We start from the raw sequence: 15,297 nt of genomic DNA on the forward strand, positions 1-15,297 counted from the left end.
TTGATATGACTGTCCTTATGGATCCGTTCAAAGCAATGGAGAAAGTTGTGGCCAAGTCAGTTATGGGTGCGGCACTTGCGCTTTTTGCAGGTGTTGCCACGCTTTCACCAACAGAGAGTGCGCTCGCCCAGCGCGGCGCATATCCTGTCAGTATTGATATGGGCGGCGAAAGCGCTGTTTCGAAAAGTATCATTCTGCCACTGAATAAAGCGGCCATCGTTGAGCTACCGCATGCGGCGGCCGATGTTTTGGTCTCTCAGCCCGGTGTCGTTGAGGCGGTCGTGCGCTCGCCGCGTCGAGTGTACCTCTTAGGCCTTTCAACCGGTCAGACGAATGCATTTTTCTTTGACTCTCGCGGTCGCCAGATTCTCAATCTTGAAATTCAGGTTGAGCGTGACATGGATGCGTTGAGTGAATTGATTGGCCGCGTTCTACCAGACGCGCGTATCGAAATTGAATCAGTCAATGACAATGTGATTCTTCGCGGTGTCGTTCAATCTGCTGCGGAAGCTGCAAATGCTTCAGAACTGGCAGGACGCTTCGTCGGCAATGAAAACAATGTCGTGAATATGATCCGTGTGCGTGATCCAGAGCAGGTGATGCTCAAGGTCCGCATCGTAGAAATGCAGCGTCAGTTGCTCAAACAACTTGGTGTGTCAATTAATGGCTCGGTATCGGTATCCAATTCGAACTTCACCTTTGCGGCAGCGAATGCGATTGCCACTAATGGCGGTTTAGGACTGGCAGGTAACCGAACTAATCCTACGGGTACGCTGCGCGACCTAGACGCATCATTTCAAGCCTTTGAATCGAACGGTCTTGTGCGGATTTTGGCCGAACCGAATCTAACTGCGGTCTCCGGCGAGTCGGCGCGGTTCCTTGCTGGTGGTGAGTTCCCGGTCCCGGTTGGTCAGGATGATGGCGTTATCTCGATCGAATTTAAGGAGTTTGGTGTCGGTCTTGGCTTTTCGCCGCTGGTGCTGAGCAAAGGGCGGATCAACCTGAAAATTTCTACTGAGGTCAGTGAGATCACCACAGAAAATGCTTTCTTTGTGCCTGGTGCCACGACCGTCGATGATGATGGTAACTTGACCACCACAGCCGGTCTTTCAATTCCGGGTCTTTCTGTTCGTCGCGCAAATACGGTCGTTGAAATGCCATCTGGTGGAAGCCTTGTGATGGCGGGCCTTCTTCAAGAAGACATGCGTTCAACGATTGAAGGTGTACCGGGTGTTAAGGACGTGCCCGTTCTGGGTCAACTGTTCCGTAGCCGGAATTATACCAACAACGAGACGGAGCTTGTAATCATTGTGACGCCGTATCTTGTGAACTCAACGCATGAGTCGGAGTTACTCGACCCTGCAGAAGGGTTCGTCCCGGCCAGCGATGCACAGACTATTTTGCTCGGTAAGATTGTTTCGACCTATGGTCTCGCAGGGTCTGGCGTAAACGAAGCGTCACTGCAAGGACCAATGGGTTTCATCCTGGATTAAGAGGAACGTAGTCATGAATGCTAAAACAATGAAATATGCTTTTCTTTCTGCGGCCTCTCTATTGGTTGTTGGTTGCGCAGGCGGCCCGTTTAATGGACCGCAACACAGCATGACGATTGCTGAGAGCCATCCGATTTCGGTCGATAGTCAGGTTGTTACGCTTACTATCAATGTTGATTCAACAACATCAGAGCTGTCAAATGTAGATAAGGCGCGGCTTAAAGCATTCGCAGATTCCTATCTCACAAATGGGCATGGCGTTGTCACGGTGACGGCACCGTCCGGTGCGGGCAACGACAATGACGGACATGAAACCGCCGCCGATATTCGTAAAGTTTTGAACGATTCAGGTGTTTCTTGGTCGGCAATGCATGGCGCAACCTATCGTGCTGGTTCCGGTGATGGTGAGGAGATCGTTTTATCCTTCACACGTTATGTGGCCTCAGCTAGCCCATGTGGTATTTGGAAAGGCATGAAAGAGCGCGAATATCGGAACCTACGTACACCGAATATGGGTTGCGCGACGATGAATAATTATGCGGCCATGATCGCTGATCCGCACGATCTCATTGCGCCAGCAGATAAAGACCCACGTGATGGGGAATCGGTGGTTCGTGCGATTAAGCTTTATCGCGAAGGTCAAGTTACGGCGTCAGCAGTCGATGCAAATATCGATGCTGAAACGTCCGGAAATTAAGGTTTGAGCCCGCTCTAGGTAGAGATGCTCGAGGGAGATGAGAATGAAAAACGCTGCTGAAACATCATACCAGCCGACAGAAGATGAGGAAGGCGTCGCTGATAGCGCTGCCAGCCTTGGTGCGGACGGTGGTCCAGTTGCGACTGTTCCCGCAGAGGATAGTGACCAGAGCTTTGAGGAAGACCTTGACGCTTTTGGTGACGACGATGCCTGGTTGAGTGAAGAACTCTCAGATGAAGAACTCGCGGCGCTCGGAGAAGAAGACTTCGGCGACGACATTTTCTCTGACGAAGAGTTATTCGCTGAAGGTGACGTTGCACCCGTGGCCGAGGAACCTGTTGAACAGGTCGACGAAGAAGCGGTTGAGGGGACAGCAGAAGAAAGCTTTGATTTCGATGATGTCTTCGGTGAAGCCCAAGAAGAAATCAACGTCGCTGAAGAAAGCGACAACGTCAGCGAGGCTGCGGAAGCTGTCAGCGAAGACCTAGCAGAAGAACAGACTGAAGGTGCACTCGTCGCGGCGACGACTGCAGGCGCTGCTAGCGCCAACTTCGACGAGCCTGTTTCTGAACTCGATGTTGCAGAATTTGGCGAAGAAGAGATTGATCATCGCCCGGTGCCGCGCATTTCTATACATGCGTTCTGTGAAGCACCAGAGACGACGACTCTTTTGGAAAAAGCGTCAGTAGACCGTCGATTGTCCAAGGCGCATCTCACCATTCACATGGGTGGGATCAATAAGGCGATCGACCATTTCCAATCCGCTTCGACGCCGAACCTGATCATCCTTGAAACGATGGTCGGCGGCGCAGAAATTTTCGCTAAGCTGGGTGAACTGGCCGAAGTATGTGATCCATCGACAAAGGTGATCATTATTGGCCGGGTAAACGATATTATTCTTTATCGCGAGCTTATTCGCCAAGGCGTCAGCGAGTATATCGTGCGTCCACGGTCGCCGCTTCAGATTATCAAGACGATTGCCGATCTATATGTCGATCCGTCAGCACCACCTATCGGTAAGACGATGGCATTTGTTGGCGCGCGCGGCGGCGTGGGATCGTCGACCCTCGCTCACAATGTTGGCTGGTGTTCCGCTGAGGAATTCCACAGCGATACGGTGATTCTGGATCTTGATTTGCCATTCGGAACCGTAAGCCTTGATTTTGACGAAGAGGCATCCGCAGGTCTGGTTGAGGCGCTTGGTTCGCCAGAACGTCTCGATGATGTTCTACTTGATCGTCTGTTACAGAAACATACGGATCGATTGAGCCTGTTTACGGCACCTAGTATGCTCGATCGTGATTTTGATCTCGACGATCAAGCCTTTGAAACGGTCCTTGATGTGGTTCGCGGCACGGCCCCGACGATTGTTGTTGACGTTCCGCATATTTGGACATCATGGGCGAAGCGTATCCTGATGACGGCCGATGAGATTGTCATCACCGCGACACCAGATTTGGCGTCGTTCCGGAACACCAAAAATTTGATTGATATCCTCGGTGCTGCGCGTCCGAACGACTCGTCGCCCACGCTTATCATCAATCAATTTGACCCGAAAACTTCGGCGGTACAGGCAGCGCAATTTGCAGAGCATGTCGGTATTAAGCCAGCACAAGTTATAAATTGGGATCCGCAGCTCTTTGGCGCGGCGGCGACCAATGCTTCGCCTATCACTGAGGTGAACGGAAAGTCTAAAACCGCTCAGTCAATTCGCGATCTATCAGCTCAGCTTTTGGGCCGCAATGAAGCGAATATCGCAAAGCCGAAATTCAGCTTGGCTGGGATGTTTAAAAAGAAACGGTAGGGTGTATCCATGTTCGGACGGAGAACGGCTCCTGTAGATACGGTCGCGGCAAACAAGCCTGCGCCGGCCGAGAAAAAAGCGACTGCAGCTCCGGCGAAAGTAGCATCTAAGCCGGCAAAATCAGAAAAGCCTGCGGCGAAGCCAGCTGCTTCGGCCCCGCCGCGTGTCTCGCCACCTAAAAATGGCCCGGAGCCGATTGAAATTGGCAACCGGTCGGACGAATATTTCCGCACAAAGACGACAATCTTTAATGCGTTGATCGATACGATTGACTTGTCGCAACTTGCGCAGCTGGACACAGAAGCCGCTGCCGAAGAAATTCGCGACATTGTCAACGAAATTATTTCGATCAAAAATGTTCAAATGTCCATTTCGGAGCAGGAAGCGCTCCTTCAGGATATTTGTAACGACGTTCTCGGATACGGCCCGCTTGAGCCATTGCTAGCCCGCGATGATATTGCGGATATCATGGTCAATGGCGCAAGCCGCGTATTCATCGAGGTCGGCGGTAAAATTCAGCTCACGAATGTTCGCTTCCGCGATAATGCGCAGCTAATGAATATTTGTCAGCGTATCGTGAGCCAGGTTGGTCGTCGCGTTGATGAAGCAAGCCCGATTTGTGACGCGCGTTTGCCAGACGGCTCTCGTGTGAACGTTATCGCACCGCCATTATCGATTGACGGGGCTGCGTTGACCATCCGGAAATTTAAGAAAGACAAGCTGCGTATTCAGGATCTTGTCAATTTCGGATCGATCTCACCAGAGGGCGCGAAAGTGCTCGAGATCATCGGTCATTGCCGGATTAATACGCTTATCTCTGGTGGTACGGGTTCAGGTAAAACGACATTGCTCAATTGTTTGACGAGTTTCATCGAGCATGATGAGCGCGTGATTACCGCAGAGGATGCGGCGGAGCTTCAACTCCAGCAGCCGCATACAGTTCGTCTTGAAACACGCCCGCCAAATCTTGAAGGTCAGGGCGAGGTAACCATGCGCGACCTCGTAAAGAACTGCCTTCGGATGCGTCCAGAACGAATTATCGTTGGTGAGGTTCGTGGCCCAGAGGCATTTGACTTGCTACAGGCGATGAACACCGGTCACGATGGTTCGATGGGTACGCTCCACGCCAACAGCCCGCGCGAAGCGATCCAGCGTATCGAATCAATGATTACCATGGGCGGATATAATCTGCCGTCTAAAACGATCAAGGAAATGATTGTTGGCTCTATAGACGTGATTATTCAGGCGGCGCGCCTTCGAGATGGTTCTCGCCGGATCACGCACATTACAGAAGTTCTTGGTACTGAGGGTGATACGATTATTACCCAAGACCTTTTCATCTACGATATGGAAGGCGAAGACGCGGACGGAAATATTGTGGGTCGCCATAAATCGACCGGCATTGCACGTCCCGCATTTTGGGATCGGGCCCGGTACTACGGAAAAGAAGCAGAGCTAGCTGCCGCTCTCGACGCAGCTGCGGAGTAGAAACTATGGATCAGCAGATCCTTATCGTTGGCGTTTTAGGCGTTGTGTGTTTCATAGCGCTCGCTTTTGTGTTGCTGGCACCTAGCCAGAAAGACAAAGCCAATCAGCGCGTATCTGCGTTGAATGCCGCAAAGACCATAAAGCGCGGCGGCGGTGCCAATTCGGAAGCGCAGAATAAAGAACGGCGTAAAAAGCTGTCTGAATCGCTTGCGGCGTTAGAGAATAAGACCAAAGACCTCAAAAAGAAGAAGCGTCTGACGATGGACCAGATGCTTGAGCAGGCAGGTTTGACCGTCAAACGCCAGCACTTCTACATCGCGTCTGTTGTATCAGCGCTGTTTTTTGGACTGATCGGCGTCATTTCCGGGCAACAGCCCTGGATCAATGCGCTATTGTTGGTTGTTGGGGGAATTGGTTTCCCCCGTTGGTCATTGAACTTTTTGCGTAGTCGCCGCCAGAAGAAATTCGTCGCAGAGTTTTCTAATGCGATTGACGTCATCGTGCGCGGTGTTAAGTCCGGCCTACCGGTAAATGAATGTCTCAAGATTATTGCGCGCGAAGCCCCGCGCCCTGTTAGCGATGAATTTCATATGCTCACGGAAGGCATTCGCGTTGGCCTTTCATTGGAGCAAGCGCTAGAGCGCATGAGTGAGCGGATGCCGCTGCAGGAAGTGAATTTCTTCGGCATTGTTTTGCTCATCCAACAAAAAACAGGTGGTAACCTTGCAGAAGCGCTTGGCAATCTTGCCAATGTGTTGCGTTCGAGAAAGCTGATGGAAGGTAAGATTAAGGCGCTTTCATCAGAAGCGAAGGCGTCTGCCTATATCATTGGTTCACTGCCGTTTCTCGTTATGGGCGCTGTTCAATTATCGTCGCCAGAATATCTGGTGCCGCTCTTCTCTACCAAAGTGGGTAACTTCATTCTGATCGGTGCTGGTGTTTGGATGATGACCGGCATCATCGTGATGAAGAAAATGACACAGATCAAAGTTTAGGACGCGCCCAATGGAAGCGATGATCAATACAGTTACGGATCCGTCTCTACAGATAGCAGCGCTTGTTTCGCTTGCGGCTGTTGCGGCTGTATTTACGATCCTTGAGCCGCTTCTTGTGAAAGATAAGCTCGAAGAACGCATGAAATCCGTTGGGAGCTATCGCGAAAATCTGCGTAAGCAGCAACGCGAAATGCTTACAAAGAAACCTAATGCAAGCCTGCGAAACCGTTCGCCACAAGGCATGGTCAAAGAACTCGTCGAGAGCCTGAAGCTGCTTGAAATTTTTGACGAAGAGGCCGCGCGCAAAAAATTGATGATGGCCGGCTATCGTGGCCAAGGGCCCGTTTTTACCTTCATGACGGCACGCTTGGGTCTTCCCTTCGTGGTCGCATTTATGGTGGGCATCTATGTTTATTTGCTGGGCGGATTTGATCTCGACCCCTTCGGTAGGCTGCTTGCGACCATCGGTGGCTTTTTAAGCGGGTTCTATCTTCCGAATATCTACATCACAAATATGGTGACCAAGCGTCAGCAAAAAGTTCGCGAAGCATGGCCAGATTCGTTGGACCTCCTGTTGATATGCGTGGAATCCGGTATGTCGATTGAAGCGGCGTTTCAAAAAGTCGGTGAGGAAGTTGGCCCAAACTGCCCAGAACTTGCTGAAGAATTGGGCCTTACGACAGCTGAACTTTCCTATCTTCAGGAACGGAAACAGGCTTATGCAAATCTTGCTGAGCGGACCGGTCTTGATGCAGTTCGCGGGGTTGTGACGGCGCTGATCCAGTCTGAAAAATACGGTACGCCGCTTGGTCAATCCTTGCGGGTTATGGCGAAAGAAAGCCGGGATTTGCGGATGCAGGAAGCCGAGAAAAAAGCTGCGGCGCTACCGCCAAAGCTTACGGTTCCGATGATTGGCTTCTTCTTGCCGGTTCTTTTTGCCGTTATCCTCGGCCCTGCGATCATGCAGGTCATGAATCTCGACTAAATATTCGGGTTAGCGCTTTATTGCGAAGCAATCTGGTCGATTGCTTCGTATAAGGGCAATTCCCCTGCGGCGACTTTCTCGCGTGATGGGGCCGGTTGCCCAAGGCGCGCACGATAAATCCAGAAATTTGTAAGCACCTTTTCCACGAAGTCGCGACTCTCGCGATTGGGAATGCTCTCTATGAAGAGGAGCGGATCTTCGATTTCTACGTCGCGCTTCCAACGCCGCAAATTGCCAGGCCCGCCATTATAGGCCGCTGCAAGATGGAATAGGTCGCCGTCCACTGCCTTTGTCATGAGGTGATCGACGTAATTTTGACCAAGTTCCATATTGTATGATGGATCGTAGAGACGTTCGCGTCCGCTTTTGTAAATTAGGCTACGATCCCCGGCGATAAAACTTGCGGTTCTCGGCATCAGTTGCATCAGGCCGCGTGCGCCGACTCGGCTGGTCGCGTCGGTTTTGAACTTGGATTCCTGCCGCATAAGCGCATAAAGCAGTGCACGGTCGATCTTAAATCCACTTTGCGGCGTAAAGTCCGGCACCGGAAACAACCCCGCCTGTAGCGCAGGGTTATCGTCCGATAGCGCGATATCGATCTGTGAGGCAGGTAAATCGAGTGCAATCGCAATGGCTAACAATGTCGGCGCGTCTTCCGCCTCGATTGCGCCATTGGCCCAACGAAGCTCAATGTCGGCGTCTGTTTCGCGCCCTGCCTGCGCGAGCGCAATTGCCCGTTTAATACGCGGCTCTTTCTCCATCAGCGCAGAAATTTCTTCTGTCGTGGCCTTTGGGGGCGTCCAATTATACGCGTAGTCGCGACCAAGCTGCGCAAGCGATAATTGCCCGTAGAAAGTGAAAGGAAATGCAGCGCCAATTTCTAGGTTCGGGGTGACATCTTCGGGGCTGCCACCAGCCAGCGCTGTTCGCGCGGCCCAAAATGCGGCCGCTGATCGCAAGCTATCTTCTTGATAGGGCACGGCGGCCATTTTTTTGAAATGATCGTGCGCGCGCGCAATATTCCCCTCACGGAATGAAATAAGACCCGCAATCCAATGTGCCAGTACCCCCGATTCGCCATTGCGCGCTGCTGCTTCTTCGGAAATTTTCTGCGCAGTGTCCACATAGCCTTGATAATAGAGGCTGGCTGCAATCCATGACCGCATGCGGTCAAATTGCCGTGTCGTGATCGTTTTTCTGCGGTGATGGTTTTCGATTTCCTTTAGTGCATCGAGCGCACGTTCTTTGTTGGATAGGTACCGAACCCGGCCTTCGATCTGGCGAAGGCGTGATGCGCTCATATTTTCTGCATCAGCAACCAAGTCAGGGTGAAGCTGTTTTTCTGGTGGCTGCCGCCATTTGCGCGTGATCGGACGGAGTGGCGAAGACTGTCCGCGCGGTTGGCGTTTGCGGGCTAGTGAATAGATTTTATCCGCCTCGGGATGATCCGCATAATAGGCGAGCCAGCGTTTTAGTTCGCTAAATGAAGACCGATAGGCGGTTGGGTGCATATATCGCTGGAATTCGACATACCCCATAAGGGTTTTGTCTTCGATTTTTGCAATAAGCTGATCCGCTTCACGCCATTTACCATCTTCTTGGACAGCGAAAATCTGTTGATAAAGCGCTGCATCGCTCTCGCTGAGCACGGATAGAGAGAGCACCTCGGACGCGATGATATCATCAATTGTTTCTGCTTTTGGGTTTATTGCCATTCCCGGAGTGGCAATAGACATCACCGAAATTGAAGCAGTAGCGACCAATAGTAGGCGTAGCGGCATAATTGTGTCCCTGTTCGCACTTGCGCGACATTTATCTGGATCGATTGGAAAAAGACGTCCCCATGAACCCGCGATCAGCACCCGACTATTACACGACCTGTGCTCGTCACGCTAAGGATATCGTAACGTCAGTTAACGCTCCTTTAACTTCTCGGCGAGGGATTGAAGGTCCGCCCATGCCAGCCGTTTGCCGGTCGGTTGGCGCAACAGAAATGCGGGATGATAAGTCGGTATAGCAGGAATTGCGGTCCCGTTGGCGGTTTCTACCTCGCGCCAGATACCGCGGGCGCGCATGATGCCGGTAACACCCAATAGGGCCTGTAACGGTGCGCCGCCAGCAATCAAGATTGCCTTGGGAGCCGAAATCTCAATTAACCGATCGACAAATGGGCGGCAGACTGCGGTTTCCAGTGGTGTGGGCGCGCGATTTGCCGGTGGCCGCCAAAAAATAACATTGGAAATCAAGGCATTTTCTGTGCGCGATCGGCCTATGCTTGCGAGCATGCGATCAAGCAACTGACCCGCACGACCGACGAACGGTTTCCCTGTCTGATCTTCTTCGCGCCCCGGGGCTTCGCCAATCACCAGCAATTCGGCACCAACGACGCCATCGGTAAAGACGGTATTTTTCGCTCCGGTTTTTAATGGACATCCGTCAAACGACCGAACAGCAGCGTCCAGCGCTTCGAAATCACCGCAGGCAGCCGCAATTTTCTCGGCAGTTTTGATCGCTTCATCGACCGTAGGTTCAGGCGCAACGGGTTGCGGTTGCGGCGCAGGAGCACGGTCCGCGCTCTGCCGCGTGGGGCGGGCAAACGTCTGTTCCTGGGCGGTCCAGCTATAGAGATCTGCAGGTTGAGGGGCGACCGCTTCGTCGACGCCCATTTCCGCATACCAGCGGAGGAGGGCTCTGGCCGCCTGTTCGTCTGTGTGTTCCATTACCATTAGCTTCTAGCAGCACTGAGCCCCTAAACAGAAGACGCTAATAGCAATTGCGCCCCATAATAGAGCGGCAACCCCCATAGCTTGTTGAAAAATTTTTGCGTGACAAACTTCTCTCTCGCGACCGCTAGATCAGAAACCGCAAATCCGATGGCTCCAGCGATCACTGTCAAATTGGGTGCGGATGAGTTCCCCGGCGATGCCATAAAGCTAGTGGCGACCATGATCGCAATAATTGCGGAATAAGCGGCAACCGGTGCGCGGAAGGCCGCGAGCGTTGGCCAAAGCCACCGCAGGGCAAGGATGGCCATAGCGGTCATGCCGGCGCTTCCAATTAGGAATAAACCTGAAATTTCCGGCCCGGTGCCCAAAAAGGCACCAATATAGGCCAAGTGTCCTAATGCGAAGGCTGCCATTCCTGCGAGAAATGCTTTCTCGGCATTCGGGATCAGGAAAATATCCCCGGCCATACAAAGCACCAAACCGGCCAATATCCAGATGCCGTAACTTGTCTCCAGCGCGCCGCCCGCGAGGGCTAGAAGTACGAAAACCAGCGAGGCCGCCGGCTTAGACAGCCATTTTAAATATCCCGAGACAAGCCCCACAGAGGCTCGATATTCGGCGACCAGCAATAATGAGACGAATATGACACAGGATATAATGAGCAGGTTTTGAACCATGGGTGTTTCACTCCTAATTCGAGACTCTGGCGGTCTCTTCCGAAATGCGTGTTATGCAACATGGCTTTTCTTGATGATTTTTGCCAGAAACACAGATCAAAGCTAAAGACACCTCGGGAAGACGCAGAAAGAGACAAGCGATGAGTGAAACAGCCCCTGAACGGGAATCGATGGAATTTGACGTTGTGATTGTGGGCGCGGGGCCAGCAGGACTTTCCGCAGCGATTCGGTTGAAGCAACGTGCTGAAGAAGCCGGTAGTGACATCAATGTCGTCGTGGTCGAAAAAGGATCGGAAGTCGGCGCGCATATCCTTTCTGGGGCAGTTTTAGACCCGAGCGGTCTCGATGAATTGCTTCCTGATTGGCGCAATATGGGGTCTCCAATCGATACGCCGGTAGAATCCGAAAGCTTTAAAATTCTCGGAGCGGCCGGTTCAATGTCGTTACCTGTTTGGGGCATGCCGGATATGGTGAAAAACCACGGCTGCTACATCGTATCAATGGGCAATGTTTGCCGTTGGCTTGCTGAACAGGCAGAAGCAATGGGCGTCGAGGTTTATCCCGGCATGGCGGCATCGCAGGTTCTTTATCGCGAAGACGGATCGGTCCGCGGGGTTGTCGTGGGCGAGATGGGGATCGGCAAGGACGGTGAGAAGCGCGACAGCTATGAGCCGGGAATGGAACTTGTCGGTAAATATGTCTTAATCGGCGAGGGAGTTCGCGGATCATTGGCAAAACAACTCATTGAGCGATTTGACCTCGATGAGAATAGCGATCCCCAGAAGTATGGGATCGGCCTAAAGGAGTTATGGGAAATCTCGCCGGAGAAAAGCCGTCCCGGTCATGTGCAGCATACTTTTGGCTGGCCATTAAATGATGATACGGGCGGTGGGTCTTTCTTGTATCACTATAATGACAATACGATTGCGCTCGGTTTTGTTGTTCACCTGAATTACAAAAATCCTTACCTTTATCCGTATGGGGAGTTTCAGAAGTTCAAGACCCATCCGGAAATTGCTGAATTGCTAGAAGGCGGTAAGCGGATCGCGTATGGATCGCGTGCGATTACCGAAGGTGGGTTCCAGTCCGTGCCTAAATTGACCTTCAAAGGCGGTGCGCTTATCGGCTGTTCAGCGGGCTTTGTGAATGTGCCGCGTATCAAGGGCAATCATAATGCCATGTTGACCGGTATTATGGCGGCGAATGCGGCATTTGAAGCGGTTATGGCCGGGCGCGAGGGGGATGAACTCGTTGCCTATCAAGAGGCTTATGATGACTCTCCGGTTAAGGCAGAGCTTTTCAAGGCGCGCAATGTGAAGCCGCTTTGGTCAAAGTTCGGTACGCGTTTGGGGGCAATCGGACTTGCGGGTCTCGATCTATGGACCAACACGGCGCTTTCTGGATTTTCGTTTTTTGGAACACTCCACCACGGAAAAACCGACGCGGCTTCAACGGAGCCTGCCTCAAAGCACAAGCCTATCGATTATCCGCGTCCTGATGGCAAGCTGACTTATGATCGGCTGACAAATGTGGCTTTTTCTGCGACAAATCACGAAGAAGATCAGCCTGCCCACCTAAAGCTTAAGGATCCATCAATCCCAATCGACGTTAATCTCCCGCAATATGCGGAGCCGGCGCAGCGTTATTGTCCTGCGGGCGTTTATGAAGTTGTGACAGCAGAAGGTGGCGGGGATCCGCAGTTCCAAATAAACGCACAAAACTGCGTGCATTGTAAAACTTGTGACATCAAAGATCCGTCACAAAATATTGTCTGGACAACACCAGAAGGTGGTGGTGGACCAAACTATCCTAATATGTAAGGAGCGCCCTGCGTTGCGTTTGAAAAATATTCTCTTCGGTACAATCGCTTTTGGGCTCCTCGCTGCTTGCGCAAGTGAGCCGAAAAGCGAATCTCTTGTCGGCGACTATCTTTCCGGACGCCTTGCGGCGCGTAGCAACGCAATCGACGCGGCGGCTACTGCGTTTGAAGGCGCGCGAACCGAGACGGGCATGTCGGAAGAGGTCGTGCGCAGCGCATTTTTCTATCAAATTGCTGCGGGCAATATTGATAACGCGGCAGAGCTGGCCAGAAAAATTCTCGAAAACGAAGATCCGGAAGATGATGATCTCGCGGAATTGGTAATCGCCGCGCGTGCGTTAAAAGCGGAAGATTATGCGGCGGCGCGCGAGGCGCTCAGAACCGGTGCGGAGATCGATTATTTTCGTCCGGTTATGACGATCATTGATGCGTGGGCCATTGCGGGCGCGGAAGGTAATGAAAATGCCTTGCGCGCATTAGCGCAACAAGACGGCGATACCTTTCGTGGTTTCCACCCGCTGCATCAGGCGTTCTTATTCGAACGCGCTGGACTTACTGACGAAGCGCGTACCGCCTATCAACTGGCACTAATGACCTATGGCGGCGCGGTGGGAAGAGCGGCCTACGGATCGTTTCTTGAGCGTTCAGGGGATTTAGAGGCGGCGCGCGAGCATTATGAGCTTTTGGCGCAATATCGTGGGCCGGACCGGCAAATTGCGATGCACGGCCTAGACCGCTTGGACGCAAATAAAACGGATCGCGTTTGGGCCACGGTTACACCGGCCAAAGGCGCTGCCGTTGCGCTCTATTCTTTTGGTGCAACCATATTGCAGCAATCCTTTGATCAGCGCACAGCGGCGCAAAAAGCCGGGTTTCGCGTCGGTGATGCAAATTACGATATGCCGCTGGCATTTGTTCAGATAGCGCTCTATCTCGCGCCTGAATTTGACCACGCGCAGCGTTTGGCGGGGTCAATTTTAAATTCATATGGCGACAACCAAAGCGCAATTGCCATGTTGCGTAAAATACCAGCGGGCTCAGCATTTTATGAGCAAGCACAAATTGAAATTGCTGGCGGATTGATCGGACAAGGAAAGCGTGACGAAGCGCTTTCCGTTTTACGAAAAGCTGCGCGCTCAGAAGGCTCGTTCGAAGCGCAGTTTTCCTATGCCAATTTGTTGGCGGGCGAGGATCGCAACCGCGACGCAATCACGGCCTATTCGAATTTGATCGCTTCGCTTCCTGATCAGCCTGCGGAGGATGCATGGCGGTTTTTCGTTGCGCGCGCAGCGTCATATCTGGCCCTGGAAGATTGGCCGTCGGCGGAGGCAGACCTGAAACGCGCGGTTGAAATCGCCCCGAACGAGGCGACGGCGCTGAACTATCTCGGGTATTCATGGGCCGAGCGCGGTGAGAATTTGGAAGAAGCGTTTTCATTGATCGAAAAGGCTGTTTCGCTTGAGCCGAACTCTGGCGCATTTATCGATAGCCTCGGCTGGGCCCATTACCAGCAAGGTGATTACGAAGCAGCCGTCGGACATCTTGAACATGCGGCCTCATTAGAGCCAAGCGACCCGACCGTTACGGATCATCTTGGGGACGTGTATTGGCGGTTGGGGCGCAAAATTGAGGCGCGTTACCAATGGCAGCATGTTCTGGAGTTGGAGCCGGATGATAAGCTTCGGGCTTCGGTAGAACGCAAGCTGGAAGTTGGCCTTCCGGAAGTTTCTGAATGATTGTTGAAACTGCGCCAGCAAAGATAAACCTATATCTCCATGTGGGCGGCGTTCGGCCCGATGGGTTGCACGATCTCGCAAGCCTCTTCGTCTTTACCGAAGGCGGCGATGTTATCCGGGTCACGAATGATAGCGTTCTGTCCCTGGAGGTGACTGGGCCATTTGCAGAACCGCTTAAAACGACCTCAATTGAAGACAATCTCGTTTACCGGGCCGCACGCCGGTTAGCCGAATATTCAGGCACGGAACTGGGCGCAAAAATCACGCTGGAGAAAAACTTGCCGATTGCTGCGGGCATTGGCGGTGGTTCTGCGGATGCGGCGGCGATCTTGCGTGCCCTCGTAAAACTTTGGCGGATTGATATTAGTGATACATCGCTTGCCCAATTGGCGTTTTCTCTCGGCGCTGATATCCCGGCGTGTCTTTTCAAAGCACCGGTCAATGTAACCGGTGCCGGTGAAATCCTTGAAAAAGGGCCAGTCCTGCCGCCGCTCTGGGCTTGTCTTGTGAATCCGCGGGTTCAAATGCCAACCGGGCCCATTTTCCGTGCTTTTGATCGCAAATATCCGTCGCCGCCCAATGCCGAGCTTATTCATATTGCGGGGACGAATTATACGGATCTTACAGAACAGCTGGCCAAAACCCGGAATGATCTGGAGCCATTTGCTCGCCATCATGCGCCGGTCGTCGGTGAGGTGATCGAGATGCTTGACGCCACACCGGGCAGCATGGCCGCGCGCATGTCAGGAAGCGGCGCAACCTGTTTCGCGCTGTTCAATTCGCGAGAAAGTGCGGAACGTGCGGCAAACCGGGCGAAATCCTTTGGTTCGTGGGCCTTGGCGAGCCGACTCCATGTGCGGTAGGTTCAATCTGAGTT

General features: G+C 52.6%; 12 protein-coding genes. 9 read left to right on the forward strand and 3 right to left on the reverse strand.

The annotated features are described in order from the left end of the window. Positions 1-5: 5 nt before the first annotated feature. Genes ABFZ83_RS13940 through ABFZ83_RS13965 form a run of 6 tightly spaced genes read left to right on the forward strand, consistent with a single transcriptional unit; the run spans position 6 to position 7,462 of the window. Positions 6-1,493, forward strand: a complete 1,488-nt coding sequence (locus tag ABFZ83_RS13940; protein ID WP_411817157.1) for a type II and III secretion system protein family protein — start codon at positions 6-8, stop codon at positions 1,491-1,493. A 13-nt stretch (positions 1,494-1,506) separates the two neighbouring features. Beyond that, on the forward strand, positions 1,507-2,190 hold the full coding sequence (locus ABFZ83_RS13945) for a CpaD family pilus assembly protein (RefSeq protein ID WP_411817158.1): 684 nt from the start codon (positions 1,507-1,509) through the stop codon (positions 2,188-2,190). Between the two features lie 43 nt (positions 2,191-2,233). Continuing rightward, entirely contained in the window at positions 2,234-3,994 is a 1,761-nt protein-coding gene (locus ABFZ83_RS13950) for a CtpF protein (RefSeq protein WP_411817159.1), read from the forward strand. 9 nt (positions 3,995-4,003) lie between these two features. After that, on the forward strand, positions 4,004-5,482 hold the full coding sequence (locus ABFZ83_RS13955) for a CpaF family protein (RefSeq protein WP_411817160.1): 1,479 nt from the start codon (positions 4,004-4,006) through the stop codon (positions 5,480-5,482). Between the two features lie 5 nt (positions 5,483-5,487). Further along, the gene (locus tag ABFZ83_RS13960; RefSeq protein WP_411817161.1) at positions 5,488-6,477 is read left to right on the forward strand and encodes a type II secretion system F family protein; all 990 of its coding nucleotides are present in this window, start codon (positions 5,488-5,490) and stop codon (positions 6,475-6,477) included. A 10-nt stretch (positions 6,478-6,487) separates the two neighbouring features. Then, positions 6,488-7,462, forward strand: coding sequence for a type II secretion system F family protein (locus ABFZ83_RS13965; protein ID WP_411817162.1), 975 nt, complete (start codon positions 6,488-6,490; stop codon positions 7,460-7,462). Positions 7,463-7,479: 17 nt separating this feature from the next. Here the strand turns inward: ABFZ83_RS13965 and ABFZ83_RS13970 are convergent, their stop codons facing one another. The 3 genes from ABFZ83_RS13970 to ABFZ83_RS13980 all read right to left on the reverse strand — a co-directional run bounded on the left by ABFZ83_RS13970 (position 7,480) and on the right by ABFZ83_RS13980 (position 10,865). Next, positions 7,480-9,243, reverse strand: a complete 1,764-nt coding sequence (locus ABFZ83_RS13970) for a lytic transglycosylase domain-containing protein (protein WP_411817163.1) — start codon at positions 9,241-9,243, stop codon at positions 7,480-7,482. Between the two features lie 132 nt (positions 9,244-9,375). Beyond that, a complete protein-coding gene (locus ABFZ83_RS13975; RefSeq protein ID WP_411817164.1) occupies positions 9,376-10,182 on the reverse strand; it encodes a uracil-DNA glycosylase in 807 nt (268 codons plus the stop codon). Positions 10,183-10,211: 29 nt separating this feature from the next. After that, positions 10,212-10,865 (reverse strand): lysoplasmalogenase, encoded by a 654-nt coding sequence (locus ABFZ83_RS13980; protein ID WP_411817165.1) that lies wholly within the window; start codon positions 10,863-10,865, stop codon positions 10,212-10,214. 140 nt (positions 10,866-11,005) lie between these two features. Between ABFZ83_RS13980 and ABFZ83_RS13985 the strand changes: the two genes are divergently transcribed. The 3 genes from ABFZ83_RS13985 to ABFZ83_RS13995 are packed head-to-tail and all read left to right on the forward strand — an operon-like array spanning position 11,006 to position 15,283. After that, positions 11,006-12,685, forward strand: a complete 1,680-nt coding sequence (locus tag ABFZ83_RS13985; protein ID WP_411817166.1) for an electron transfer flavoprotein-ubiquinone oxidoreductase — start codon at positions 11,006-11,008, stop codon at positions 12,683-12,685. Positions 12,686-12,698: 13 nt separating this feature from the next. Further along, positions 12,699-14,420 (forward strand): tetratricopeptide repeat protein, encoded by a 1,722-nt coding sequence (locus ABFZ83_RS13990; RefSeq protein ID WP_411817167.1) that lies wholly within the window; start codon positions 12,699-12,701, stop codon positions 14,418-14,420. After that, the gene (locus ABFZ83_RS13995; protein ID WP_411817168.1) at positions 14,417-15,283 is read left to right on the forward strand and encodes a 4-(cytidine 5'-diphospho)-2-C-methyl-D-erythritol kinase; all 867 of its coding nucleotides are present in this window, start codon (positions 14,417-14,419) and stop codon (positions 15,281-15,283) included. Before ABFZ83_RS13990 ends, ABFZ83_RS13995 begins: the two co-directional genes overlap by 4 nt. Positions 15,284-15,297 lie beyond the last annotated feature (14 nt).

The sequence above is a fragment of the Hyphococcus formosus genome (genome assembly GCF_046736345.1).
GTDB lineage: Bacteria > Pseudomonadota > Alphaproteobacteria > Caulobacterales > Parvularculaceae > Hyphococcus > Hyphococcus formosus.